The sequence below is a fragment of the Evansella tamaricis genome (genome assembly GCF_019042215.1).
Lineage (GTDB): Bacteria > Bacillota > Bacilli > Bacillales > Salisediminibacteriaceae > Evansella > Evansella tamaricis.
Window position 1 is genome coordinate 1 of record NZ_JAHQCS010000077.1, and the last position, 23,032, is coordinate 23,032.

The following is a 23,032-nucleotide window of genomic DNA, read 5'->3' on the forward strand; positions in this document are numbered from 1 at the left end:
GCACCGAGGAGGCTCCCGAACCGCCCGCGGCTAAGAAGACACTGCGAAGAATGAGCAGATGTCGCACTTGTGCCAGTGGTGAAAGGGAGTGAATTCCGCAAAAATCAACATTGAACGATAACAGAGCCTTATTAAAAGAAGTAATATACTGGCTATTTTACAAACAAATGTTTCAGCATATTCCTTTGCCAGGTAATGACCCTACACCACATATTGATAAAATAGTAGAAAATCACTCATTAGACAAGTGGAAATCAGGTTGGATTAGTTATAAGTGTTTTGAAGGAGTTTTTAACATAGAATTGTGGGAGTTGCGAAAAAGAACGAAGTAATGCAGGATTGTTTATGTAGAATAAAGAATAGTGGTTCATATGACTAATATCCAGTCGGATATAATATGGTATGAAAAGAGGAAAGGGAATGACTACTCCAATTCTAGTTACTAAGCTTAATATGCCACACAATCCAACAAAGCTGGTACTACGACCTAGATTGTTAGAATTGATGAATGAGGGTTTAAACAGAAAACTTTCCATCATATCTTCGCCTGCTGGTTTTGGGAAAACAACTCTCGTGACAGAGTGGATCACAAATAGTAAAGTTTCTGTAGCGTGGTTATCTCTAGATGAAAAGGATAATGACATAACACAATTTATAACTTATTTAGTTGCATCCTTGAGAACACTTAAGGTGGGCTTATTTGAAGAGTTTTCGGAAGCATTTCAAAATCTGAAAACACTCGGCCTAGAATCAGTTTTGACTTTATTAATTAATGAAATAGCAACTGTTTCTGAGAGGTTCATGCTTATTCTTGATGATTACCATGTCATCCAAAATAAATTGGTGAATGATTCTATTATATATATACTCAATCATATGCCAGCCAATATGCATATAGTTATGACAACCCGCGAAGATCCGCCTTTGCCCATTACAAGTCTTAGGGCTCAAAATCAATTGATAGAAATACGCACGAAGGATTTACGGTTTACATATTCAGAAGTATTAGAGTTTATTAATGGGGTAATGAGTCTAAACTTGGCTGATAAGTATATTTCTATTTTAGAAGCACGTACTGAAGGATGGATTGCAGGGTTACAGTTGGCCGCTATTTCAATGAAAAGACGAAAGGATATTGTAGGGTTCATTGAATCCTTTACCGGCAACCACAGTTTTATAGCTGATTATCTTTTAGAAGAAGTTCTTAAACAACTTGATCCGAAGATACAATCATTTTTATTGCAAACCTCCATAGTAGATCGATTATGCGGATCCCTATGTGATGCGCTTTTCCTAGACAAGAGAACTTCTGGACAGGAAAACCTAGAATATCTTCACAAGGCAAATTTATTTGTTATTCCTTTAGATGATGAACAGGAGTGGTATCGCTATCATCATCTATTCGTCGATTTTCTTAGAAAAAGACTAACAAAAAATTACTCTAATAGTACTTCTATAGAAGGCAGAAGTGTTGCTACACTACATGTTCGTGCAAGTCAGTGGTTTGAAAATAATGGCCTGACAAGTGAAGCTATTTATCATGCATTGGCTGCAAAAGATTTTCAAAGAGCGTCTATCTTAATCGAGTTATCATGGTCAACGATGGACAAAAGCCTACAAGCAACAACATGGCTTAGTTGGGTGAAAAAGCTACCTGATGAAATGATTAAAAATAGACCAGTCCTTAGCGTAGGATATGCCTGGGCCCTTCTTGATACAGGTGAAATGGAAGGATTTGAACAAAGACTTCAAGATGCTGAGAGATGTTTGAAAATAGCATCTGATGAAATGAAGGGTGAAGGAGATATTCAGGATATTGTTGTTTTTGACCATGAAGAATATAGTATTCTACCTGCTACAATTGCTACAGCACGTACTTACTATGCAGTGGTTAAGAGTGATATGGAAGCTACAATAAAGTATTCGCAAGAAGCATTAGATTTCATCCCTGAAAAAAATAATGATAAGAAAGGTATTATTAGTGTTTTGCTAGGCTTGGCACAATGGGCAAAGGGAGAATTGGAGACTGCCTATACTACAATAACCAAAAGTACCGTGGATCATAGAATGTTGATAGTTCTTTTAGCAGAGATTCGGGTAGAACAAGGTAAACTTTATGAGGCTATGAGGCTATATGAGAAAGGGTTACAGACTTCCATTAAGAGCCAAGGAATTACGCTCAGTCATTATTTCTTAGGTCTAAGTAAATTGAAGCATATGATGGGTAATTTAGGTGAAGCTAAACGGTACCTTCAACAGAGCTTAGAGGAGGGTAAAAATAGAGCTTTACCAGGTTGGCGATATCAATGGTATCTTCAACAAGCACAATTATTGGAAAGTAATGGTGAATTTGACAAAGCCCTAAATAATTTTCACGAAGCTGAAAAGTATTATATAAAGGGTCCTATCCCAGATATCCAGCCACTATATGCATTAAAGGCTAGGACACTAATAAAACAGGGAAACATCTATCAGGCGAAGGAATGTATTAGAGAAAATGGTCAGTCTATAGAAGAAGAATTCTGCTATCTCGAAGAATTTAAGCATATCACCTTAGTCAGAATTAAAATTGCGTCTTTTAGACAATATAGAAAAAGAAAACTCTTCATTGAGACAATTGAATTGCTAGAATCCTTACTACTAGAAGCTGATAGGGGTAACAGAATAGGAAAAATAGTGGAAATCCTTATTTTACAGGCTCTTGCTTATGAGGCTAATGATGATGTAGAATCAGCAAAGGTAAGCCTTAAGAAAGCAATCAACCTAGCAGAGCCTATGGGGTATTTACAGGTTTTTGTGGACGAAGGGATGTCTATTTACAAGTTATTATTGGAGCCATTAGTCTATGAAACAAATCCAGATTTTGTAAGTAGATTACGATTGGCCATAGAAGCCTCTTCTTCTCAATCGGCCCCAAAATTACTGGAACCATTAAGTGAACGTGAACTAAAGGTATTAAAGCTAATTGCTGAAGGCCTCTCTAATCAAGAAATTGGCGATAGGCTGTTTTTAGCATTAAGTACAGTGAAAGGATATAATCAAAATATATTTGGGAAACTCCAAGTTAAAAGAAGAACGGAAGCTGTTGGGAGAGCTCGCGAGTTGGGATTATTATAATAGATAGGTTGTTTTTTATTTTGGTGCCTCTATTACTTGAGGTACCTTATTTTATTACATAGAAGGTTTTCTGTATTACTATAAGATCTTTCAACAATACTTTTATTAGTACTTAAGTATCTAATGATTTTTGACTTTACTTGATAAATTAGTATGCAGGGAGTAGCTTTTTATTGTGACTGGATGTTTAATTCATCGTCCACTTTCAATTCGATAGATAGTACTCAAATGTTTCATTATCTATTTGAATCAATTAAAAGAATGTTGAAAGAAACATAAAGCCCTTCGCGTTAGGACTAACTTGTTTTTAAAAAAAGGAGTGAATATCATTAAATCGGACAGAAGAACAGCTATGATTCTAGGGGTATTATTAATATTAAGTTTTGTATTTGGAATACTTAGTTCAGTTACAGCGTTAGAATCTCCAGATTACCTAGCAAAATTATCTGAACTAGAAATGCAAGTATTGATTGCAAGTTTTTTTCAGGCAGCAATGTCCTTGGTATATGTATGTATAGCAGTATTATTCTATCCAATACTAAAAAATTACAATGAAAATCTAGCGACAGGATACTTAGGCTTAAGACTAATCGGGGCCGGGTTTCTCTTTGCTGGCATAGGACCACTTCTTCTTATATTAGGTTTGAGTTAGAATTATGTAGTTTCCAGTGAGGTTAACTTATCTTATTTTTATACATCAGGTGAATTACTAAGACAAGGCAGAGACTTTCTAAATCATATAGTTATGATTTTGCCATGGAGCATAGGTGGATTGATACTCTATTATTGTCTATATAAAATTAGAGTTATCCCAAGATGGTTATCGATATGGGGTATACTAGGTTCTACATTTACTCTCCTAGCTACGTTAATGTTAATGTTAAACATCATAGAATTAGTGAGTCCAGTCTACTTTATTCTAAATGCACCATTAGCTTTTGGTGAGCTAATTCTAGCTATATTTCTAATAGTCAAAGGGTTCAACCGCCCTACAATTACATTTAAAGAAAATGAGGGATAGACGATGAGAGTATTAGTTCTTGGAGCAAGCGGCGCTACCGGTAAACTAGTAGTCAAACATTTAATTGAAAGACAAATTACTACTCGGATTCTCATTAGAAAAACGGCAGTTCTACCACAAGAAATAAAAGAAAATTCATTAGTGGAAATGGTAAAAGGGAATATTAACGACTTAAAGGAGTCTGAGCTCAATGATCTTATCCATGAATGTAATGTGATTATCTCGTGTCTTGGTCACAATGGTACGCTTAGAGGGATGTTTGGTAAACCTCGTTATTTAGTATTCGATGCAATTAAAAGAATAAGTGAGACAGTTAAAGACAAGGCCAATCAAAAAGTAAAGCTCATACTTATGGGGACAACAGCGTATACGAACACCTTATTAGGAGAGGTAAATTCAATGGGGGAAAAAATAATCCTTACTTTATTGAAGCTTTTGATCCCACCTCATCGAGATAACATCGAGGCCGCAAATTATCTGATTACCGAAATAGGTAAAAAGGAAGAAAATATAGAATGGGTAATAGTACGACCCGATACATTAATCAATCAAGATGAAGAAAATCCATATAAAGTATGTGAATCTCCTGTAAGAAGCCCTATATTTAATGCAGGTGAAACTAGCAGAATTAATGTAAGTCATTTTATGACTGAACTTGTCACGGATGGTGAAACATGGAAAGATTGGCATTTTAAAACTCCGGTAGTTTACAATAAGTAGTGATCGCAGTTTCTTAATCAGGACGCATTTCCCACTACTTAAAATTTTATTAGGTTTTTTGGCGAGTACATGGTATGCTCTATCTAACCATTTAATACCTGTATCATGTTTTCTCTGAGGCTGGCTAATATGTCTAATCCATTAAATACGAAAATATAGACTTTCATTCGTCTATTTTAGTATTAAATAGGATACGGCATTCATTAGTCAGCTTTTTTGATCCTTATTTATTTTCTTGGCAGCGATCAGATATAGGAAAAAATGCTGGAGCTAGTCGAAAATTCAACAACAGTTAGCCACATTCGGTATAGAGCCAAATATATATCTTTTCCGAACAATAAAAAAAGGACCCTATAATAGAGTCCTTTTTAATAATTATGCTTTGTTTACGTTAGTAGCTTGTGGTCCACGTTGACCTTGCTCTACGTCAAAAGTAACGCTTTGGCCTTCATCTAAAGATTTAAACCCTTCACCTTGGATAGCTGAGAAATGTACGAATACGTCGTCTCCGCCTTCTACCTCGATAAATCCGAATCCTTTTTCTGCGTTAAACCATTTTACTGTACCTTGTTGCATGTTTGTTTCCTCCTGTGTGGATCTATTCCACTTTTTAATACTATTATTGCTCAATTATCAAAGGGGAAAAGTTTAAATACTAATTCTTACCTTAACGACACGAACAAAAATAATTCTTATTTAGAATACCAATTAATATTCATAAAGTCAAATTTTTATTAAATACTTAGTGAGAAAATGACTAGAACCTAGAATCAGACCAACTAATCAAGTGCCCGGTATTCTTTCTGGTACTTCCCTCCGTCTGCAACTTCTGCATGATACAGTGCTTTTACAGCGTAAATCTTCTCCAGTTCGTGCTCAGCCATTAGTTCCTTTAGCTTTTGTTGCAATTCCTTATTATTTTGAATTAGTTTTTGCATTTGTGGTTGGGAATACCTCATAGTGGCAACTCCTTTTTTTATGAACAGCTTACACAAGTACACAAATTTCAACTATTTAATCGCTAAGCTAACCTTCAGTTTCTTTCCTTTGATTGTTGTATTTTCCATTGCTTCTAACACTAACGAACCTTTCCCATTATGAATATCAACGTAGGTTAACGTATCTTGAATAGTAATGATTCCAATATCCTCTGCAGTCACCCCAGCGATATTAGCAATTGTTCCAACAAAATCGACTGGTCGAAGCTTCTTCTTTTTTCCACCACTAAAGTGGAGCTTCATAATATCTTTATTTACCCGTGCCGTTTTATTATTTCTAACAACACGTCGGCCACTTATTTTTTCGTCAAAAGCAGCCTGTCCCCTTGCCACTTGTTCCTTACTAGGTGCTTCCATGTTTGGTATGGGAAAACCAATGTACTTCTCGATGGCCTTGAGATACTTCCCATCGTTTGGTGTGGCAAATGTAATGGCTTTTCCTTTATTGCCAGAACGGCCCGTTCTTCCAGTTCGGTGAACATAACCTTCTTTTTCCAATGGAACATCGTAGTTAATGACTAGCGTTACATTGTCCACATCAATTCCCCTTGCTGCAACATCCGTGGCTACAAGATAACGGAAATTCCCCCGTTTAAAACCATCCATGACGGAAAACCGGTCTTCTTGCTCTAATCCACCATGAAGTTTTTCACACGAATAATTGGCCCTCTCTAATTCGGAAAACACCGTATCCACATGCTCTTTCGTATTGCAAAAAATGATACAACTGTCTGGATTCTCCACGACGGTTAAATCTTTAAGGAGTGATAACTTCCCTTTTGGGTTCACCTCCAGGACATGATGTTCAATGGAAGCAGTGGTAATCCCTGAAGACACTATCTCAATGTGCTGGGGATTTTCCATATATTTATGACAAAGATTCTCCACATCTTTAGGCAAGGTCGCTGAAAACACCATCGTCGTTCTGTTTGCAGGAAGTGCTTTTATTATCGCTTCCACATCATTAATAAAACCCATATTTAACATCTCATCGGCTTCATCGATAATAAGATATTTTATTTCCTCTAAGGCAAGGGTTTCCCTTTCCATATGGTCCTGCACCCGACCTGGTGTACCAACAACAACATGATTTCTTTGTTTCAATTCCTCTTTTTGTTTCGCGAAAGGTTCTTTTCCAAAAACAGCCATGGTTTTGATCAACTTAAACCTACCAATATTGGCAATATCCTCACGCACTTGAACGGCAAGCTCTCTTGTTGGTGTGAGAATGAGTGCTTGCGGTTTTCTTTCCTCCCAACTCATCATTTCACAAATAGGGATTCCGAAGGCTGCTGTCTTTCCACTTCCCGTTTGAGATTTGACTACTAGATCTTCCTTATTCATGGCAAGTGGAATGACTTCCCTTTGAACCTCTGTTGGCATTTCATATTTCATTAATGTCAGTGCTCGATTTATTTCCTCACTTAACTGATACTCCTTAAAACTACGTCCATTCATACCGTAACCCCATTTTTTTATAGTTATTTTACCTTTATTTGCATTCTAACATACACAGTAGTACATGGTTATCTAAACGATAACCGGGTATAGAGTTAATAGTAGAGTAGAATTTTTTCCTAGGAGGATTTATCGTGAAAACAAGCCAATCCCTACTATTGTCTCAAGAAGATATCCGAGAAAAACAAACATTTCCTAGCTGGTTTTATTCTGAATATGATAATTTTCGTGAAGTCGTTACGAAAAAAGACTTTCCCTGCTATTTTGGTCAAAGTGCGGAGAGAAAAGGAGAGCTTCGTTATTCCTATATTACCAAAGACGATTGGTCAACACTTCCAGATACATTAGGTGAGTTTTTACGTCTTTTCGATGGTACTCACAAGACACGTCATGGCTTGTTTGTCTTCGTCGAACCAGAGAAGCACGCAAGAAGTATTGAATACTATCGAGAGTATTTTTGGGAGATCCTTCAATACATTCATCGACAAGACAAAGCTGGCTGGCCAACTGATCAACCGACAGACCCAGATCATTATTTATGGGATTTCCACTTTCAAAAGGAACCTATTTTTGTTTTCGGAAATGCCCCTGCCTATAAACAAAGGAAGACACGGGATTTAGGAAATAGCCTTATCCTTGGATTTCAGCCTAGAAGAATCTTTGAAGGCCTCGAGGGAACAGAACCTGGTGGAGCGATGTCCAGAGAAAAAGTGCGTGAAAGGGTAGAAGCGTGGGATCAGTTGCCTACACATCCGGATATTAGTCATTACGGTGACCCAACCCATAACGAGTGGAAACAGTTTTTTATAGGGGATGATGCTGAACCAATTAAGGGTAAATGCCCATTCCATGTGGAAAAATAAAGAGTGGGTCCCCGTCACCACCTGTATAAAGTTGATTCCCAAAAGGGGATGACATAAATAAGGTATGGTCCATAGCGCAGTGCTAATTCCTGTACTCTGGGCCATCATCCATTTATACAGACACAAATATTCCTTCGTCGGCGGTCAGGAACCTCAATCAGGAACCTCAATCGGGGGGATTCTGTTGTCCTCAACTGGGCACCACGAGCACAATAGAAGCGAGGAATTTGATTCTATTTGAATATAGCCATTAGCAAAAGACCATTAATCTCCATTAACAACCCTTTACTTGATCTACATAATAACAACTGTATTGATAGGATTTACAGTATTTCTTTACTTTTGTAGCGTATTCTACTAATTCATCCGCATTAAAGTAGGTGCGATGTTGATTTGTGGCAACAGCAACAGATAGAGAGAATAAATTCGTTTTTTTTCTAGTTCCGTTTCGATCATTGGAGATGATATATTTTTGCTCCAGATGAATCGGGGAATAGGCATTTTCCACAATTTTTGTAAAATCGCGAATGAGGTCCGTACAGATCGTTTGATACTTATAATGCTCTAGAATAATGAGAAAATCATCTCCCCCTATGTGACCAAGAAATCCATCCACATTCTCCATACAACTTTGCAATAGTGCAGCAGTTGCTTGAATAACTCGGTCTCCTTTTAAGAATCCATACGTATCATTGTAGGATTTGAATCGATCAATATCCACATATATTACACAGAACTGATTACAAGTCAGGGTTTCCTTCAGCTTTTTATCAATCATCTGATTACCTGGCAGACCAGTTAGTGGGTTTTGATAGCTAGCTAGTTTTGCTTGAACCTCTGCCATTTTTATCAGTAAATCTTTTATACTTACCACACCAAAGTACTCATCATTTTTCGTTACAATAATATAGTCATACAGTTCCTTGTTATCTCGAGCCATTGCTTTTTGACTCACATCCACGATTGGTGTAGTGAAGTCCACCACTAAAATGGAATCATTCATAATATAACTAATAGATCTCCCCATATACAGACTGTATCCATACAACGTTCCTATTTTTTGATAAAACTGGTTCCTTGTAGTAATGGCAATTGGTTTGTTCTTATCTTTGACAACAATTCCTTGGCATAATGAATCACTACTAAACAATTGGTCAATGTCATGGTTGGTGGATTCAACTGTGACTGCAGGCGCTGGAATGGCCAAATCACCAATTATATTATTCATATTTGGTCCTCCATTTTGTTATGAGAAAATGATTTCACTAGGCTTAGCAAGGGCATATCCTTGACCATAATGGACGCCCATTTTTTTTAAATAAAGCAAATCTTCCTTTTGCTCGATACCTTCTGCAATGAGTTTTGTTCCCGTTTCGTTGGCAAAATCCAGTAGTAAGCTTACCATCTTCTGCTGTGATTTACTTATGTGAATGTTATGTATTAACGAACGATCAACTTTGAGAAATTCAGGTGTGAGGTGTACTAGTGCTTTGAGACTGTTAAACCCACTTCCAGCATCATCTACTGCAATGCGAAATCCTTGGGAACGATAGTTTGATAGGACACGTTCAAACATCAAATAGTCAGTAACCGATTGTTTTTCTGTAATTTCAAAAATGATTTGGTGAGGTTGGATGTTGTAATCTTGAAGTAGTTTCATTGTTTCCCCGGTTTTATAATCAGAATCCATTAGCACTTGAGGGTGGACATTTAAGAATAATAGTCGGTCTTTGTGCCATGGATTCGAAAGACTACTTTGATAAAACTTTGTTAACGCTTGATTCCTACAAAGCAAATCTATCTTAAATACTTGGTTAGTTTTGCCGATAAAATCATAAAATTTCTCAGTAGATGGGAAGGATTTTGACAATGGTGGTCGATTTAACGCTTCGTATCCAAGTGTTTTCTCTTCTTGAAGGGAGAATATCGGCTGAAAAAAAGTAGTCATACGCTTATATCTTATAATCTTCATTAATGTAAGATATTTGTTTATTTCAATAGAGGTTATACGATTGAGTTGATTTGAGCGAATGTAGGAAAAGATATCCGTTACGGGCTGGTAAATATTTATTGTTTTCATTAATATAATTACCTTTCTACAAGAAAAATATCGAAATATGTCATCATAAGGATAGCATGCTAAATTAAACAAAAGATAAAGGAAATGTAAATGTTTCATTAAGAAATGGAAAAGGAGGGCCTTAAGTCAAATATCACTTAGGCCATAGTAAGGTAGCTTTTCCTTCCTATGGCCTAAGTGATATTAGGATACTTTGACAGGCATAGTGGGGGTTCTTTTCGACTAACCATACGTTATTATCTGTTCCCTAGTTAACATATCTTCCATAATCAGGTTTAGCAATATCATCAAAGTTTTTGACCAATTTATTTAAACTCTTTGTTAACAATTCACCAATCATAGGTTGACCATGTCCTGTAACTGCGACAGATGGTTTTAATTCGGCTAACTTAATGACAGATTCCTTGGCAGATTTCCAATCTGGTGTCAAATACCTTGGAGGTCCACTGATCTCTAATTCTTGGGTTAAAACTTTGTAGAGGTATTCTTGTTTAACAGTAACAAAAGCATCACCTACGATTAACGCTTTATCATTGTCTCTAAACAAAGAGACATGACCTGGTGAGTGGCCAGGAGTATGTATCCATTTAAAACCAGGCGTATTAGGTACAGAACCATCAGAAGGTAAAGGTTTAACATTGTTTCCTAAGTTAATTGGTTCATTAGGAAACAGCGGTGACAATTTAGCAACCATCCCCCCTTCGACAGTGGAATCTGGTTCTGGATAGCTCTTTTGCCCAATTAAGAAGGGCATTTCTAACTCATGTGCATAGACAGGTACGTTCCAATGTTCTACTAGTTCAATTATAGCCCCCACATGGTCAAAGTGACCGTGCGTTAATATAATTGACTGTGGGCGACTGCTTTTACCGAATCGACTTTCAACCACTGATATAATTTCTTTTGCTGAATTTGGCATCCCCGCATCAACTAATACAAATTCATTTGTTATGGGGTTACCAATCAAATGAATATTAACTATTTTTACTGTATAACTGTAAAGGTCTGATAGTACCTCTAAACCTACGCCACTCCCAATAGAAGTTGTCGGAATGGATTTATAATCACTTCCATAATTCATTTGCTCGTCCATAAATATTCCCTCCCACAAAAGTTAATCGAATATAATGTTTCCTTAAATAATTTTTATATGAAATAAATTGAAAAATTGGAGTGGTATATTATTGAATATAGATGAGCAATATCTGAACAAAAAATGAAAGCGATAAGCAAATTAGCAACCAGTGGTAGTGTGTAGTGAATATTTAGCAACATAAAAACAATGGCACGAATAATCTTCGTACCATTTTCGAAAATATTTTTAATAATCAGTCGTATATGAATTCCAATAACCTACCCAAGCTGGATAGGGCCTTATAAAGGCATAGTAACGGTCACTGCCATTATACTGAGACTCCACCTAATTAGAGGCCACTGAAAAAGTTTAAAACCACTTTTTCAGTGCCTTTTATTTGTATGGCAATGGCTACGCTCATTGCTTAGAGGGACTGTAAAAGTGGAAAAGCACCACTTTTTCAGTGCCATCCCTAATTAGGGCTACTTATCGAAAATCATTAAAATATCCCCTTAAAGAAACTAGCCACTACCCTCGGGAAAAATAAAGCGATGTCTATCAAAAAATCAAACCACAACCAAGCAGAAGAATCTTTATCCCGTTTTCTTTTTTTGCCCATGCGAATTACCTCCTCAGAAATGCACTTTATTTCCCATACGAATCAAGGGAAATGAGGTTTCACCAAAGTTCCCTACACATAAGATAGGAAACACGGGGACAAGGCTCCAACAACTGAGTTGTGGTACTCAGCATTTACTTGAAGAGGCATTAAAGGTAACGTTTATCCCTGCTGCCCACTGAGTTATTTACTGGCACTTCTACGAGAATAGAGAGACTTCATTTCATGGAAAAGTGTTTTATAGTTTAATAGGAGGTGGTTTAATATCAGAGCTGTCATAGTAAATGCAAAAAACGTATGAATTTGAATTAAATGATGTTTATCAAATCCCAAAAATGTCCAACCAGTTTCCCGTGCAATTCTTCCTGTTGGTGATAACCAAAGAGAAAAGCCAGTTGAGAATAGAAGTAGAAACAGGACAACCAACAAAGTGGAGATAACACCTTTCAACAAAAGTCTATTCCTTTTCATATTAATTCTCCGTTCCATTTTTATTTGACACCTTTGTTTATAACAAATAATTGACTGGAACTTTTACCGCCACTAGTTACTCCCCCATTAAACTGCTATTCCAATTTTCTTCATTAAAAATACTCCTTTTCATTCTAAAGGAGGGGGTGTGGAAAATACCATGGAGTATACCCGATTTCCTCTATATAGTGTAGACGCTAATCATTTCAACTTTGTTCCATTGCATAAATATTGAGAAATAGTCAGGTTAAATCCTTCCACGCCCGACACCACACGGGACAAAGTTCCCTCCTGTCCCAAAATGATATAATCGTATAAAAAGTAGGTGATTCGATGTATTTGAAGAGAATAACCCTTTTACGTGAAAACATTCCTTCCTTTGAGAAGTATCCCTTTTCGATTCCTTCCATAAAGGAACTAGATACGATTCATTTTACTGGCAAAGTGACTTTTTTTGTGGGGGAAAACGGATCCGGGAAGTCGACCTTACTGGAGGCGATTGCCGAAAAGACCGGGTTCAACACGGCTGGTGGAGGGCGGAACAATAGCTACAACATCCACGCCGCAGACGCTGATCTTGCCGATTTTTTAAGACTTTCCTGGATGCCGAAGATCACAAATGGATTTTTCCTACGGGCAGAATCCTTCTATCAATTTGCTACCCACATCGATGAGGTCGCAGAGGAGGATCCGATTGTCCTTGATGGTTATGGTGGACGATCATTGCACCAACAGTCCTATGGCGAATCTTTTCTTTCCCTTTTCACGAATCGGTTCGGTGGGAAAGCAATCTATTTACTAGATGAGCCAGAGGCCGCCCTGTCCCCGCAGAGACAACTATCCTTTCTGCGAATCATCCATGACCTGACCACTCGGGAGAACTGCCAGTTTATCATTGCCACCCATTCCCCAATTCTTTTGGGATATCCCGGTGCAACAATCTTGAGCTTTGATGATGAAAAAATAGAGTCGGTCGAATACGAGCGGACGGACCACTTTCAAATCACGAGCTATTTCTTAAACAATCGAGAGAAATTTTTGAAGGATATTCTGGAGTAGGTTGATCGGAGTCCCAAAATAGCTTGTTCCTTTGGTATAAAGGAGACCTTTTTTGCCATTGCAAGGAGCAGTTATTTCGTTTACCCTTGGGTGGAGAACGTATGATTAATGATGTAAGGAGTAGTTATCTTGCCTGTAAAAACTGAATTTGACGAACTAATAAACTATTTTTTTCACAACAAAGAATCAGCACATGTGTATGAAGGTGCAAGGGGATACAACAATTCCACTCGTATTCTGGAACGAGATGCTAAAAAATATAGTATGCGTATCTATGAAACGCATAAAGACGAATCAAAAGTCCGTTTAGAGCATGAGGTATTGTTAAAATTGAATGATATACATGATCTCCCGTTTCGTGTGCCTGTTCCGTTGACGAAGGATGGCTCATCTTTCCTGAGGTTGCCATCCAATAAAATCGGATGCATTTTCAACTATATTGAGGGAGAGAATCCAGTTTTTGATACGAAAGATGTTCTTTTTTCCTATGGGGAAAGTGTGGGGCATTTAATGGATGCTTTGGGTAGTGTTGAGTTAGAGCAGCCCGTCATCTACAGGCCCTATTATGAAATTGAGCATACGCATCCTAGCTGCCCCATCAGCAAAGTAGAAGCGTGGTGTAGTAACCCGCCAAAACCGTTCATCACATTTAAAAAGGAACTTTCGTGGATTGCTACCCAACTTACCGATTTCAAACGGGGTATTCCAAAAATAAAAACTCTACCTCACCAGTTAATCCATGGTGACTTAAATGAATCTAATGTGTTAGGAAACGGGCAACAAACGATCCATGCCATTCTCGATTTCGAATTTGCAACGAGAGATGTTCGTATCATGGAAGTTGCCGTTTGTATTTCAGAAATCCTTTCTAAAGAAACGAACGAAACCGTGTTTTTAAATAAAATTCATCACTTTTTCTCAGGTTTATCAACGAACACGAGTTTGTTGGACGAGGAAATGGTAGCATTGCCTGTGTTAATTCAACTTCGGAGACTAGATGTCTTCGTTCATTTTTTAGGGCGTTATTTAGATGGAGTTGATGATAGCTCGATACTAGAAGAACAAATCATGATTACAGCTGCTAACCCGAACTGGTTAGCTACTGGTGCTAACAAAATGCTTCGTTTATGGGAATACGAGTAATTTTTCCCTTTGTGCATGTAGCTGAGAGAGGAGAAGCCATGTTTCGTTTTCTTTTGTATTTTTCAGGAATCTTACTATCCAGTTTAGGAATTGCCCTATTTGTAAGGGCGGATGTCGGAGTAGGATCAGGGGAAGTATTTGCTATTGGATTGTCGCTTCATCTCCCTATTTCAGTAGGGGTGGGGTATATGACACTTCATCTACTAGTTGTTTTATCCAACTCCATCCTTGGAAAAATAATCCCTAACCCGTTTTGTATTATCCCAATTTTTTTAAGGGGAATAACCGTTGATTTTTGGCTATATATTCTCGATCCCTTTCATCCTATAAATCTAGTATTTCGATGGTCCCTAGTTATTATTGGACTACTATTGATGGGGATTGGGTTAGGTTCTTACATTTTATCGAACCTCCCAAGGATCCCGGTGGACGATTTTATGTACACGCTAGCAAAAATGACAAAAATGAAAGTTCGTACGGCTAGAACTACATTCGAGGTGACCATTGCTTTTATTGGATTTTTGTTAGGAGGCCCCGTTGGATTAGGGACAGTTGTCATCGCCTTAGGTTTAGGCCCATCTGTACTATTCTTCGTTAACCTTTTTCAAAAATGGTATCGTGGTGTTCCAAAACCAGCAAAAAGTGCCTGATCGTGGAACACCTTTGTTCCCCTGTGATTCAATCAAACCTCTTTACCTTACACCTTTCACTTTTTGCTAAACGTCTCTAGTTGATTTAACTGATGATTTATTTCTTCTTTATTAAGGTTAGAGCCAATAATGACAATATTTGTGGGAAAATGGATTGGCTCCTTTATATAGTTCAAAACACCGTAAGCATACTGCACAATATAGGTTCCATTCGGGTCTGAATCAAGATTTATAAAGCCTTTCACTCTTAATATTGAATCTGGCATTTGCTTAAACCACTCTTCAAGACGTACCTTTTCAATGGGGACTGTAAACTGATAAGTCATTGTCTGAACCCGTAAGTTGTCTTTTAGATGAAATTTATCTGGCTGTTTGTCAAACGTTCTCTCCCTTGAGCTAAGTGCTGATAAGGTTACATTTGAATAATTGGTCATATGAACGTTCGCAGATGGATTTACTTCTTGAATCTCATCTTTCAATGTATTTAATTCTTTGATAGAAAACATATCTGATTTGTTTAAAATTAGATTATCTCCATGCTTCACCTGCTCAACCAATAGTCTTTCATACTGTTGTTTCATTTGACTCTTCTCCTGCCACCTTTTTAAATCAACAACCGTTACGATTGATTTCAAATGGATATAAGGTGCTATAGTCGGTGACATACATGCATCTAGTACTTCCATGGGATGTGCTACTCCTGTTGTTTCAATGTAAATAACATCTAATTTATGTTCTTGATATAAGGAAAGTAGTTGAATTTCCAACTCATCTTTCATCGTACAACAAATACATCCCTTAAGTAATTCTTTAAGTGGTGTCTTATCTCCTATAAGATTAGTATCCACAGAAAAATCACCAACTTCATTCATTACTACTGCTACATTTCTGCCTAGTTCTCTTTCTTCGATTAGTAAATTTTGAAGTAACGTTGTTTTCCCACTACCTAAAAAACCTGCTAATATAAATACTTCCACTTTATCCACGATAGACTAAACTCCCTCATACATTTTGTTTTGATTTATTTGCTAAGTGCCTGAATGTCATAGTGCACGATTACCCTCTAACCGGTCAAATATTCAGACGCTTTCTAAGCTTTTCAAAAACTAACACTAAATAATTCCTCATAAGGAATTGGTATTTAAGATCATTGTATCTTTTGCTAATGTCATTCATTCATCTAACTATACCACGCCTCCCGCAGCATTCGTTAATCAACTGAAAAAAAGCCCTCCAAAAAGTTATATGTGTTACTACCTGTTTCAAAATTGCTAGTTAGGTTATAGAAAAATAGAAGGGATTTCAAGACTGTTAGTTCCCTTATTTATGGAAAGCTATGAAAGGATGAACTCAAGTGAAAGCATTATTTTTAAATTGCTCTCTTAAAGCTAGTAATGAAGCCTCTCACACAAGTGCGCTTTTAACGGAAGCAGCAGAGTGGTTTAAACGTGAAAACGTGGAAACTGAAGAATTACGAATCGCTGACTATCATATTCTCCCGGGCATGGAGCCGGATATGGGAAATGGTGATGAATGGCCAAAAATCATGAAGAAAGTTCTTCATGCTGAAATTTTAATTGTTGGAACTCCCATATGGATTGGGGAGAAAAGCAGTATTTCCACTCTCGTCATGGAGAGACTTTCTGCCTCAAGTGGAGAAACAAATGATAAGGGGCAAGGAATTTATTACAATAAAGTGGCAGGAGCCGTCGTAACAGGTAATGAAGACGGTGCGAAACAATCCGCTAAGTCCCTTTTATACGGTTTGCAGCATATAGGGTTTACAGTACCACCAAATGTAGACGCCTATTGGGTGGGAGAAGCAGGTCCTGGACCATCTTATATGGATACAAACAAGGATAACGAGTTTACTAAGGAAAATACAAAAAAGATGGCCTATAATTTAGTTCATTTCGCCAACATGCTTAAAGAGCACCCCATCCCGACGAAGGGAAATACGTAAATTCGGTACCTGACCCCAAGTACGGAAGCTTGAAATTGTAAGAAGAGGCTGGGACATAACTAAAGTGTTTAATTGAAAATCCGAACAATACACATCGATAGCAAAGGAAATATACGAGCGTACTGTCTCTTCCTCTAAAAGCTAATGCTGACGAAGTGTATCCGTCGAGACAACTCGAAGCATTAGCAAGGAAGTAGACGCTCGTTCCTGCGGGATTAAAGGCAAGGGTGAGACCCCACAGTGCTAATAATACTAAAACTAATGATATTAATCCTCTTCTCGATGCGGCTGAAGTTGTTTCTAAAAACAAAAAGAAAAAAATAAATTTTATTGACACCCATACTAGACAAACATATTGGATACGCAATGATATCCTTGAAGCATTAACAAAGATTGCTGGAAATGAAAAAGGAGAAAAGACGAAAATTATTAATGCAGCTCTTGAAGAACATATCCTAAAGCTAGCCGAAAACAAAGATGACTAGGATTTATCTCTAGTCATCTTTGTTTTTTCTTTGATTAGTATTATTATAAGGTGTTGATTATTATAACGAAAATATCCTTTCTATTTTTAGGTTTCATTCACGTACCCTGTCTGCTTAAGTAAATTTTTATAAAGTTAATGCATTATCGGATAAAGAACCACAATATTAAATATATACTCCCTACTACAAACCAGACTGAAATTGTGACGAAACTTCTTGTTTTGCTATTTTCAATATATTTCGAAGCAAAAAATTCAGTTAAGCCACCTAAAAAGAAAAGTGAAATTAAAATAATCCAATCATTCAATTTACTACCTCCTTTTATTAATGTACTCATTGTGCAATCTTCAAGTTAGTCAAACGAGCAAAAGACTATAATCTGGTAAACTCTTATAATCTTAGTTTATCATATGCTTCCATATTTGGTATTAAACATCCTTATATGATCATTTATCTTATTGTTGTATATTGTTGTATTATCTTTATCCACACAAATATTAATGGTATATTTTTACCACTTTCACACAATTAAACAGAGCAATGATGATTATTTTTTGCCATTACTGGAAAATATTAATAGTATATTTTTATCATTTTTGGAAAATTCAGAAAAAAATACAAGGTTATTACGCATGAACGTAGAATAGTGAGAGTGTGCGCACATAAAAAATATTAAGGCGGAAAAAATGAAAAGTTCTAAAATCGGTCTCGCGTTGTCACTGTTAGCTTTTCTCATGGCATTTACGACTGTATTTTCACCCTACGCAACAAAAGCAAATGATTTAGACCTTCAATTTTTACCTGATGGATCACTAATTCTTACACCTGAACAAAAGGAATTTCAAGAGTTCGTAGACAAAGTAGATCCTTATGTTGAAGTTAACAAAAGCAACAAGAAGTTCCAGTTAACTAAGGATGCAAAAGAAAACCTTGATAGAGCTACACTAAAAGAGGCTCAAAAATTCCTTAATGAAAGAAACAAAGAACTAAAGCACCAACTTGACGAGTTTTCTATTTCAGCAGATGGAAATGCTTTAGAAGCCACGCTAGAGTCTGCGGACGAATTTGCTCCAATGTCGTCTGCACACATTAGAGCAACAAACAGATGGTATGGTTTCGACATATGGTTTTCTTCCAGTTTTGTTCAAGCATTTAGCGACAATATCTTATTATTTGGAGCAACTGTACAAGGAATTAACACTGCTCTGTTAGTCACTTTAGCTGCATTCAAAATCTCCCCTCCTGGTTGGGTGACTTCCGCAGTTACAGCTATAGCATTTCTCGGGGCTTGGTTATTTATATCAAGAGATCAAGGTTGTGGTGTTAATTTAAGAGTAATAACCATTTCTCCTATCGGTGCCCCTATACCAACAGTATGGAATGCTTGCTAATAATCTAATATCCAAATATAGTTTAGAAGTGAGTAGATAAAAAAACAAAATCGTCTACTCCCTATACTTTGGGTGGGTATAGTTGTAACTCTTTTTCTGTTGTGACTATTCACAAATTAACAAAACGAAATGAATATATGCACGATTACTGTTGATTTTCTTAAATCAACAGTTTTTTTCTATCCTTAAACTACAAATATAAACTCTCATAATAGTACGCTCATCAAAAGAAAAATTTGGATCAATTCCATAAAGGCGTGTGGACATATAATTTGTTAGTTAAGTTGCATAAAAATGAAACAAAAGTGAAACAGAAGTTAATTCGTGGCGTTATCTGGAGCAATAGAAGTTTAATTAACATTATTTCTCTCGATTACTAAATATTTTGTACAGATTAATCTCCTTTAAATTCTCTCTTTAAATCTTCCACTCTCCCATCCATTTCCTTTAAATGCCCTTCTAATTTGTTGAGATTATCCTGCGCCCTCATAATGGTTTCTTTTAAGTTCGTCGTAATTTCTGCGGTATATGTAGTTGTCCTGTCTCCTTTACCCCGTCGTTTTCTCCCTTTTATTGGCCGCACGTTGAACCCAACTCCTTTTTGACCAGTGTTAGTCATTTTTTTTTCCTTTTTCTTTATCTCTAAAAGAGGAATCATCCTTGAGTAAATCCATTTTAGCAAAACCTTTTGTATATTCGCCCTCTTCTTTTAATGTTGACGTTATCGAACGAACTAACGCTTCCTGCTTGTTTAATAAACCAATCTTTTTGCATGATTCGAGCCCACCCCTCCAAAAAAGAGTGGAGCCTTAGTAGCATAACGGACACAACGGCTTCTTCCACGGTCGCAACCCGTTAGCATTCCTGTTGTTTTTTACATTGATACCATTACATTATCATTCATTTGTAACTAATTTTACTTTCCCACTTATTCAACTTTTTGCTAACTAACTTTCCGAATTCTTCTTCATCTTCAGATAACTTATAATACATAGCTAAGGCGACCAAAACAACATCGATACATTCTTCTTTTACATCATCGATTCCTAACTGTTTATAGTCACTTCCACTTGCGTTATGATAGGATAATACAGCTTGAGCTGTTTCTCCAACTTCCTCGGTTAACTTTAATGCCATTTGTTCTATCGTTTTGGGTTCTTTTTCACTAAGTAACTTTATTTCTTTTAGCAATTGCTCCATGATTTTTGTCCTCTTTTAATTTATTTTTTTATTACCATTTATGTATATATGCACCCTCATATGTTTTGAGCTTATTAACTAACTCTTTTGAATCTCTATCAATAACTATTAAATCTTTATACTCTTCTTTAACAAACCCTTGTTCAATCATATGGTCAAAAAGCGATATTATAGGAGAGTAATAATCATTAATATTGAGTAATGCACACGGTTTATTATGGTACCCGAGTTGAGCCCATGTAAATACTTCAAACCATTCTTCTAAAGTTCCAGTACCACCAGGTAATGCAATAAATCCGTCAGCATATTCTGCCATAACTGCCTTTCTTTCATGCATTGTGCTAACAACATGTAATTCAGATAGTTGTTGGTGAGCTATCTCAACGTTTTTTAACTTCTCTGGGATAACACCTATTACTTTACCACCTGCATTCAGTACAGCATCTGCAACTGCCCCCATACAACCGACTTCGGCTCCTCCATAAACAAGGTCCATCCCATTATCTACTAATACTTTCCCCAGTTTTTCAGCTTCTTCCATATACATTGGATCAATTCCTTTACTAGAACCACAGTAAACTGCAATTGTTTTCACAAAAATTCATCCTCTCACAAGTAAAGTCAATACAATACAACTCTAAATATATTAGCATGATTTTCTGTAAAAAAATAGAAATGTACTACACTTAAATAAGAAAAGCGTAAGCGCCTAGGCTCAGATGGACTGTCCCCATTGGGGCTACACCCTATTTTCAAAAAGTATGTACCTTCTTTTTCACATCGACATATGAAAGAAAGAGGGGTGAGAATAATGGAACAGGAGGAAAGTAAACAACCAGATCAGTTAGTGATTACCAGCTCGTTAATTATATTGACCATTATCATATCCATCTTATTAGAAGCAGAAGTTATTCCAGCTCTTATTTACTCTGTTATTTTAGTTCTCATTACTGATGAATCGAATCAAAGTATCATACTTATCCTGTTAGGGATCATCTTAGTCATAACAAACCTTTAATAGGAAAATTGGATTCCTTTATAAATGGCTATCCTGAAAATAACTATGTTCCGTTGATACTCGTTACAGTTGTCTCGTACCAACTAGGCTTAGCCATATTTTCATTCTCAATGGTGCAAAATTCCCCTTTCATGGAGCTCTCTATTAGAAGAATGTGTTAAACTTCAGAAAATATAAAGGACTTCCATCATGTATGGAAGTCCTTTATACGTTTATTCATCTGTTTGAACAAACGTTACCCAATAGTCACAAAATTTATTAAACACTACTTATTTTGGGGCTCACATTATTTCAGAATCCCATCACCATCGTTTTAACTAGTAATCTCTTGTTTTGTTCTATTCTAGCCAATTATCGTCCTTCGATTGGAAGATATAACTTCTTCTCCATCCTTTATCACTATTATATAATCGCCTGTTTCGTAATCAAATGTTTGGTCACCAACAGTGTAAGGCTCAACGTCCCATTTGACAGTTACTATATACGTGCGAGTACCTTCTGTATCAGAATATCTATCTGGAGCAATCCTTACGATTTCAAAATCATCTAAAAAACTGCTCAAGTATGGTTCAATGACATTCTCTTCTAGTTGCTCTAACTGCTTCATTCCTGGATGTGGTATGATAAACGGCAACAGAAATAACATTACTAGTCCTATAATGAGAATAACATATTTTTTTCCAAGTTTCTTTTTCTTTGGTGCACCCATATTTATCCCCCTTACTATATTTTATCTAAATTTACGAATGATCCTGAGATAAGTTTCATATAGGGAGGGACAGCGAGAAACGGCGCCTGACCCCCAGTACGGTGATACAGCACCTTGCCGGGGGTCAGGCACCTCAAAGAGGAGTCGTTTTTCAGTGGTCTCAACCTGTCCCTGTCCCCGACACCCCGAGTCCTATGCAATTAAACTTTTAAATACATGATCGATTGTAATTCTGAAAAACCAAGCCTTTTATATACATCTTTTGCGAAGTTAGAAGCATACACATTTAGACGAACTTCACTATAGCCTTTGTTCTTTAATTCATTTACACTTTCTTTAATTAAAACTTTAGATAACCCTTTCCCTCGGTGCTCAGTCAGTACATGCAGGTCAAAAATAAAACCCACCTTTTTTTCAGAGATATAATCCATGTTTTCACCGATTAATGCCCATCCCTGGATTTCTTCTTCTTCATTACAATGGACGAGATAATAAGCTCCAGAATTTAAAACAGATGTGAGAAGTTCTTCTGCTTTTTCCTTACTAATACCAGGCTTTTTATTCATTCCTTCATTTAATGAATCTGCTGCTTTCGTTAATATAAACTCTTTTTCCATCTCCGTTGCTTGATGTAACATACCCATCCCTCCTCTTTAAAACTACTTCTAGCATACTAGGAACATCCAAAAGGAGGTGGGAAATATTGTGAAACATTTTTAACATTTTATGAAGGGAAGGGGAGGAGCTTAGGATTACAGTGGAGGGAATACCAATTTTAGTGGTCTTTTTTGTGAACCTAATTTGTCTCTTATTTTTCAATTATTGCAACTTTTTTAAACTCATAAACCCATTGTACTTGGAGATTTTTAGCATTGAAGTTATTTACTACGCAGTAAGGGTCCTTATACGACAAAACGATCACTTTTGAAGTGACCGCCATAAAGAATATATATTTCGTTACCAGTATTGTTGTACTCTGCAGTCGAATTGCT

General features: G+C 36.7%; 23 protein-coding genes and 1 pseudogene. 11 read left to right on the forward strand and 13 right to left on the reverse strand.

The window, feature by feature from the left end:
• Positions 1 to 420: 420 nt before the first annotated feature.
• From KS419_RS07325 to KS419_RS07340, 3 genes and pseudogenes are all read left to right on the forward strand, one after another.
• Complete coding sequence (locus KS419_RS07325) at positions 421 to 3,117, forward strand: winged helix-turn-helix domain-containing protein (protein WP_217065478.1); 2,697 nt, start codon at positions 421 to 423, stop codon at positions 3,115 to 3,117.
• A gap of 352 nt (positions 3,118 to 3,469) precedes the next feature.
• A pseudogene (locus KS419_RS24825) lies at positions 3,470 to 4,138 on the forward strand (DUF4386 domain-containing protein).
• Between the two features lie 3 nt (positions 4,139 to 4,141).
• Positions 4,142 to 4,858 carry an NAD(P)-dependent oxidoreductase gene (locus KS419_RS07340; protein ID WP_217065483.1) on the forward strand — a complete coding sequence of 239 codons (717 nt, stop codon included), beginning with the start codon at positions 4,142 to 4,144 and terminating at the stop codon, positions 4,856 to 4,858.
• 375 nt (positions 4,859 to 5,233) lie between these two features.
• Here KS419_RS07340 and KS419_RS07345 read toward each other — a convergent pair whose 3' ends face one another.
• The 3 genes from KS419_RS07345 to KS419_RS07355 all read right to left on the reverse strand — a co-directional run bounded on the left by KS419_RS07345 (position 5,234) and on the right by KS419_RS07355 (position 7,314).
• The gene (locus KS419_RS07345) at positions 5,234 to 5,434 is read right to left on the reverse strand and encodes a cold-shock protein (RefSeq protein ID WP_217065484.1); all 201 of its coding nucleotides are present in this window, start codon (positions 5,432 to 5,434) and stop codon (positions 5,234 to 5,236) included.
• A gap of 203 nt (positions 5,435 to 5,637) precedes the next feature.
• Positions 5,638 to 5,817, reverse strand: a complete 180-nt coding sequence (locus KS419_RS07350; protein ID WP_217065485.1) for a hypothetical protein — start codon at positions 5,815 to 5,817, stop codon at positions 5,638 to 5,640.
• Between the two features lie 51 nt (positions 5,818 to 5,868).
• Positions 5,869 to 7,314: a DEAD/DEAH box helicase gene (locus tag KS419_RS07355; RefSeq protein WP_217065486.1), complete on the reverse strand. Its 1,446-nt coding sequence runs from the start codon at positions 7,312 to 7,314 to the stop codon at positions 5,869 to 5,871.
• A gap of 134 nt (positions 7,315 to 7,448) precedes the next feature.
• Here KS419_RS07355 and KS419_RS07360 point away from each other — a divergent pair, with 134 nt between their 5' ends.
• On the forward strand, positions 7,449 to 8,177 hold the full coding sequence (locus KS419_RS07360; RefSeq protein ID WP_217065487.1) for a YqcI/YcgG family protein: 729 nt from the start codon (positions 7,449 to 7,451) through the stop codon (positions 8,175 to 8,177).
• A 274-nt stretch (positions 8,178 to 8,451) separates the two neighbouring features.
• Here KS419_RS07360 and KS419_RS07365 read toward each other — a convergent pair whose 3' ends face one another.
• The 4 genes from KS419_RS07365 to KS419_RS07380 form a co-directional block, all read right to left on the reverse strand.
• A complete protein-coding gene (locus tag KS419_RS07365; protein WP_217065488.1) occupies positions 8,452 to 9,405 on the reverse strand; it encodes a GGDEF domain-containing protein in 954 nt (317 codons plus the stop codon).
• A gap of 18 nt (positions 9,406 to 9,423) precedes the next feature.
• On the reverse strand, positions 9,424 to 10,257 hold the full coding sequence (locus KS419_RS07370) for an EAL domain-containing protein (RefSeq protein WP_217065489.1): 834 nt from the start codon (positions 10,255 to 10,257) through the stop codon (positions 9,424 to 9,426).
• 247 nt (positions 10,258 to 10,504) lie between these two features.
• The gene (locus tag KS419_RS07375; protein WP_217065491.1) at positions 10,505 to 11,350 is read right to left on the reverse strand and encodes an MBL fold metallo-hydrolase; all 846 of its coding nucleotides are present in this window, start codon (positions 11,348 to 11,350) and stop codon (positions 10,505 to 10,507) included.
• A gap of 784 nt (positions 11,351 to 12,134) precedes the next feature.
• Entirely contained in the window at positions 12,135 to 12,440 is a 306-nt protein-coding gene (locus KS419_RS07380; protein ID WP_217065493.1) for a DUF4405 domain-containing protein, read from the reverse strand.
• A 315-nt stretch (positions 12,441 to 12,755) separates the two neighbouring features.
• Here KS419_RS07380 and KS419_RS07385 point away from each other — a divergent pair, with 315 nt between their 5' ends.
• From KS419_RS07385 to KS419_RS07395, 3 genes are all read left to right on the forward strand, one after another.
• On the forward strand, positions 12,756 to 13,481 hold the full coding sequence (locus KS419_RS07385) for an AAA family ATPase (protein WP_217065495.1): 726 nt from the start codon (positions 12,756 to 12,758) through the stop codon (positions 13,479 to 13,481).
• A 129-nt stretch (positions 13,482 to 13,610) separates the two neighbouring features.
• Positions 13,611 to 14,624, forward strand: coding sequence for a phosphotransferase (locus tag KS419_RS07390; RefSeq protein WP_217065496.1), 1,014 nt, complete (start codon positions 13,611 to 13,613; stop codon positions 14,622 to 14,624).
• A gap of 38 nt (positions 14,625 to 14,662) precedes the next feature.
• Positions 14,663 to 15,274 carry a YczE/YyaS/YitT family protein gene (locus KS419_RS07395; RefSeq protein WP_217065497.1) on the forward strand — a complete coding sequence of 204 codons (612 nt, stop codon included), beginning with the start codon at positions 14,663 to 14,665 and terminating at the stop codon, positions 15,272 to 15,274.
• Positions 15,275 to 15,330: 56 nt separating this feature from the next.
• Here KS419_RS07395 and KS419_RS25455 read toward each other — a convergent pair whose 3' ends face one another.
• The gene (locus KS419_RS25455) at positions 15,331 to 16,260 is read right to left on the reverse strand and encodes a CobW family GTP-binding protein (protein ID WP_217065498.1); all 930 of its coding nucleotides are present in this window, start codon (positions 16,258 to 16,260) and stop codon (positions 15,331 to 15,333) included.
• A 368-nt stretch (positions 16,261 to 16,628) separates the two neighbouring features.
• Between KS419_RS25455 and KS419_RS07405 the strand changes: the two genes are divergently transcribed.
• From KS419_RS07405 to KS419_RS07415, 3 genes are all read left to right on the forward strand, one after another.
• Complete coding sequence (locus KS419_RS07405; protein WP_217065499.1) at positions 16,629 to 17,237, forward strand: flavodoxin family protein; 609 nt, start codon at positions 16,629 to 16,631, stop codon at positions 17,235 to 17,237.
• 227 nt (positions 17,238 to 17,464) lie between these two features.
• Positions 17,465 to 17,722, forward strand: coding sequence for a hypothetical protein (locus tag KS419_RS07410; protein ID WP_217065501.1), 258 nt, complete (start codon positions 17,465 to 17,467; stop codon positions 17,720 to 17,722).
• A gap of 686 nt (positions 17,723 to 18,408) precedes the next feature.
• Complete coding sequence (locus KS419_RS07415; RefSeq protein WP_217065502.1) at positions 18,409 to 19,113, forward strand: DUF1104 domain-containing protein; 705 nt, start codon at positions 18,409 to 18,411, stop codon at positions 19,111 to 19,113.
• A 394-nt stretch (positions 19,114 to 19,507) separates the two neighbouring features.
• On the opposite strand, the gene KS419_RS07420 is transcribed toward KS419_RS07415, so the two are convergent.
• The 3 genes from KS419_RS07420 to KS419_RS07430 all read right to left on the reverse strand — a co-directional run bounded on the left by KS419_RS07420 (position 19,508) and on the right by KS419_RS07430 (position 20,908).
• Positions 19,508 to 19,732 carry a hypothetical protein gene (locus KS419_RS07420; protein ID WP_217065504.1) on the reverse strand — a complete coding sequence of 75 codons (225 nt, stop codon included), beginning with the start codon at positions 19,730 to 19,732 and terminating at the stop codon, positions 19,508 to 19,510.
• Between the two features lie 281 nt (positions 19,733 to 20,013).
• Entirely contained in the window at positions 20,014 to 20,313 is a 300-nt protein-coding gene (locus tag KS419_RS07425) for a MazG-like family protein (protein WP_217065506.1), read from the reverse strand.
• A gap of 31 nt (positions 20,314 to 20,344) precedes the next feature.
• Positions 20,345 to 20,908 carry an LOG family protein gene (locus tag KS419_RS07430; protein ID WP_217065508.1) on the reverse strand — a complete coding sequence of 188 codons (564 nt, stop codon included), beginning with the start codon at positions 20,906 to 20,908 and terminating at the stop codon, positions 20,345 to 20,347.
• 216 nt (positions 20,909 to 21,124) lie between these two features.
• Between KS419_RS07430 and KS419_RS07435 the strand changes: the two genes are divergently transcribed.
• Positions 21,125 to 21,331, forward strand: a complete 207-nt coding sequence (locus KS419_RS07435) for a hypothetical protein (RefSeq protein WP_217065509.1) — start codon at positions 21,125 to 21,127, stop codon at positions 21,329 to 21,331.
• Positions 21,332 to 21,674: 343 nt separating this feature from the next.
• Here the strand turns inward: KS419_RS07435 and KS419_RS07440 are convergent, their stop codons facing one another.
• Together KS419_RS07440 and KS419_RS07445 are read right to left on the reverse strand one after the other, a co-directional pair.
• Positions 21,675 to 22,040, reverse strand: coding sequence for a hypothetical protein (locus KS419_RS07440; RefSeq protein ID WP_217065512.1), 366 nt, complete (start codon positions 22,038 to 22,040; stop codon positions 21,675 to 21,677).
• Between the two features lie 200 nt (positions 22,041 to 22,240).
• Complete coding sequence (locus tag KS419_RS07445; RefSeq protein WP_217065514.1) at positions 22,241 to 22,678, reverse strand: GNAT family N-acetyltransferase; 438 nt, start codon at positions 22,676 to 22,678, stop codon at positions 22,241 to 22,243.
• Positions 22,679 to 23,032: the final 354 nt, after the last annotated feature.

Coding starts and splice junctions, on each gene's coding strand:
- KS419_RS07435 (WP_217065509.1), top strand. CDS start 21,125: ATGGAACAGGAGGAAAGTAAACAACCAGATCAGTTAGTGATTACCAGC.
- KS419_RS07355 (WP_217065486.1), bottom strand. CDS start 7,314: ATGAATGGACGTAGTTTTAAGGAGTATCAGTTAAGTGAGGAAATAAAT.
- KS419_RS07375 (WP_217065491.1), bottom strand. CDS start 11,350: ATGGACGAGCAAATGAATTATGGAAGTGATTATAAATCCATTCCGACA.
- KS419_RS07395 (WP_217065497.1), top strand. CDS start 14,663: ATGTTTCGTTTTCTTTTGTATTTTTCAGGAATCTTACTATCCAGTTTA.
- KS419_RS07350 (WP_217065485.1), bottom strand. CDS start 5,817: ATGAGGTATTCCCAACCACAAATGCAAAAACTAATTCAAAATAATAAG.
- KS419_RS07370 (WP_217065489.1), bottom strand. CDS start 10,257: ATGAAAACAATAAATATTTACCAGCCCGTAACGGATATCTTTTCCTAC.
- KS419_RS07365 (WP_217065488.1), bottom strand. CDS start 9,405: ATGAATAATATAATTGGTGATTTGGCCATTCCAGCGCCTGCAGTCACA.
- KS419_RS07345 (WP_217065484.1), bottom strand. CDS start 5,434: ATGCAACAAGGTACAGTAAAATGGTTTAACGCAGAAAAAGGATTCGGA.
- KS419_RS07415 (WP_217065502.1), top strand. CDS start 18,409: ATGAAAAGTTCTAAAATCGGTCTCGCGTTGTCACTGTTAGCTTTTCTC.
- KS419_RS07425 (WP_217065506.1), bottom strand. CDS start 20,313: ATGGAGCAATTGCTAAAAGAAATAAAGTTACTTAGTGAAAAAGAACCC.
- KS419_RS07440 (WP_217065512.1), bottom strand. CDS start 22,040: ATGGGTGCACCAAAGAAAAAGAAACTTGGAAAAAAATATGTTATTCTC.
- KS419_RS07325 (WP_217065478.1), top strand. CDS start 421: ATGACTACTCCAATTCTAGTTACTAAGCTTAATATGCCACACAATCCA.
- KS419_RS07340 (WP_217065483.1), top strand. CDS start 4,142: ATGAGAGTATTAGTTCTTGGAGCAAGCGGCGCTACCGGTAAACTAGTA.
- KS419_RS07380 (WP_217065493.1), bottom strand. CDS start 12,440: ATGGAACGGAGAATTAATATGAAAAGGAATAGACTTTTGTTGAAAGGT.
- KS419_RS07385 (WP_217065495.1), top strand. CDS start 12,756: ATGTATTTGAAGAGAATAACCCTTTTACGTGAAAACATTCCTTCCTTT.
- KS419_RS07445 (WP_217065514.1), bottom strand. CDS start 22,678: ATGTTACATCAAGCAACGGAGATGGAAAAAGAGTTTATATTAACGAAA.
- KS419_RS07420 (WP_217065504.1), bottom strand. CDS start 19,732: ATGACTAACACTGGTCAAAAAGGAGTTGGGTTCAACGTGCGGCCAATA.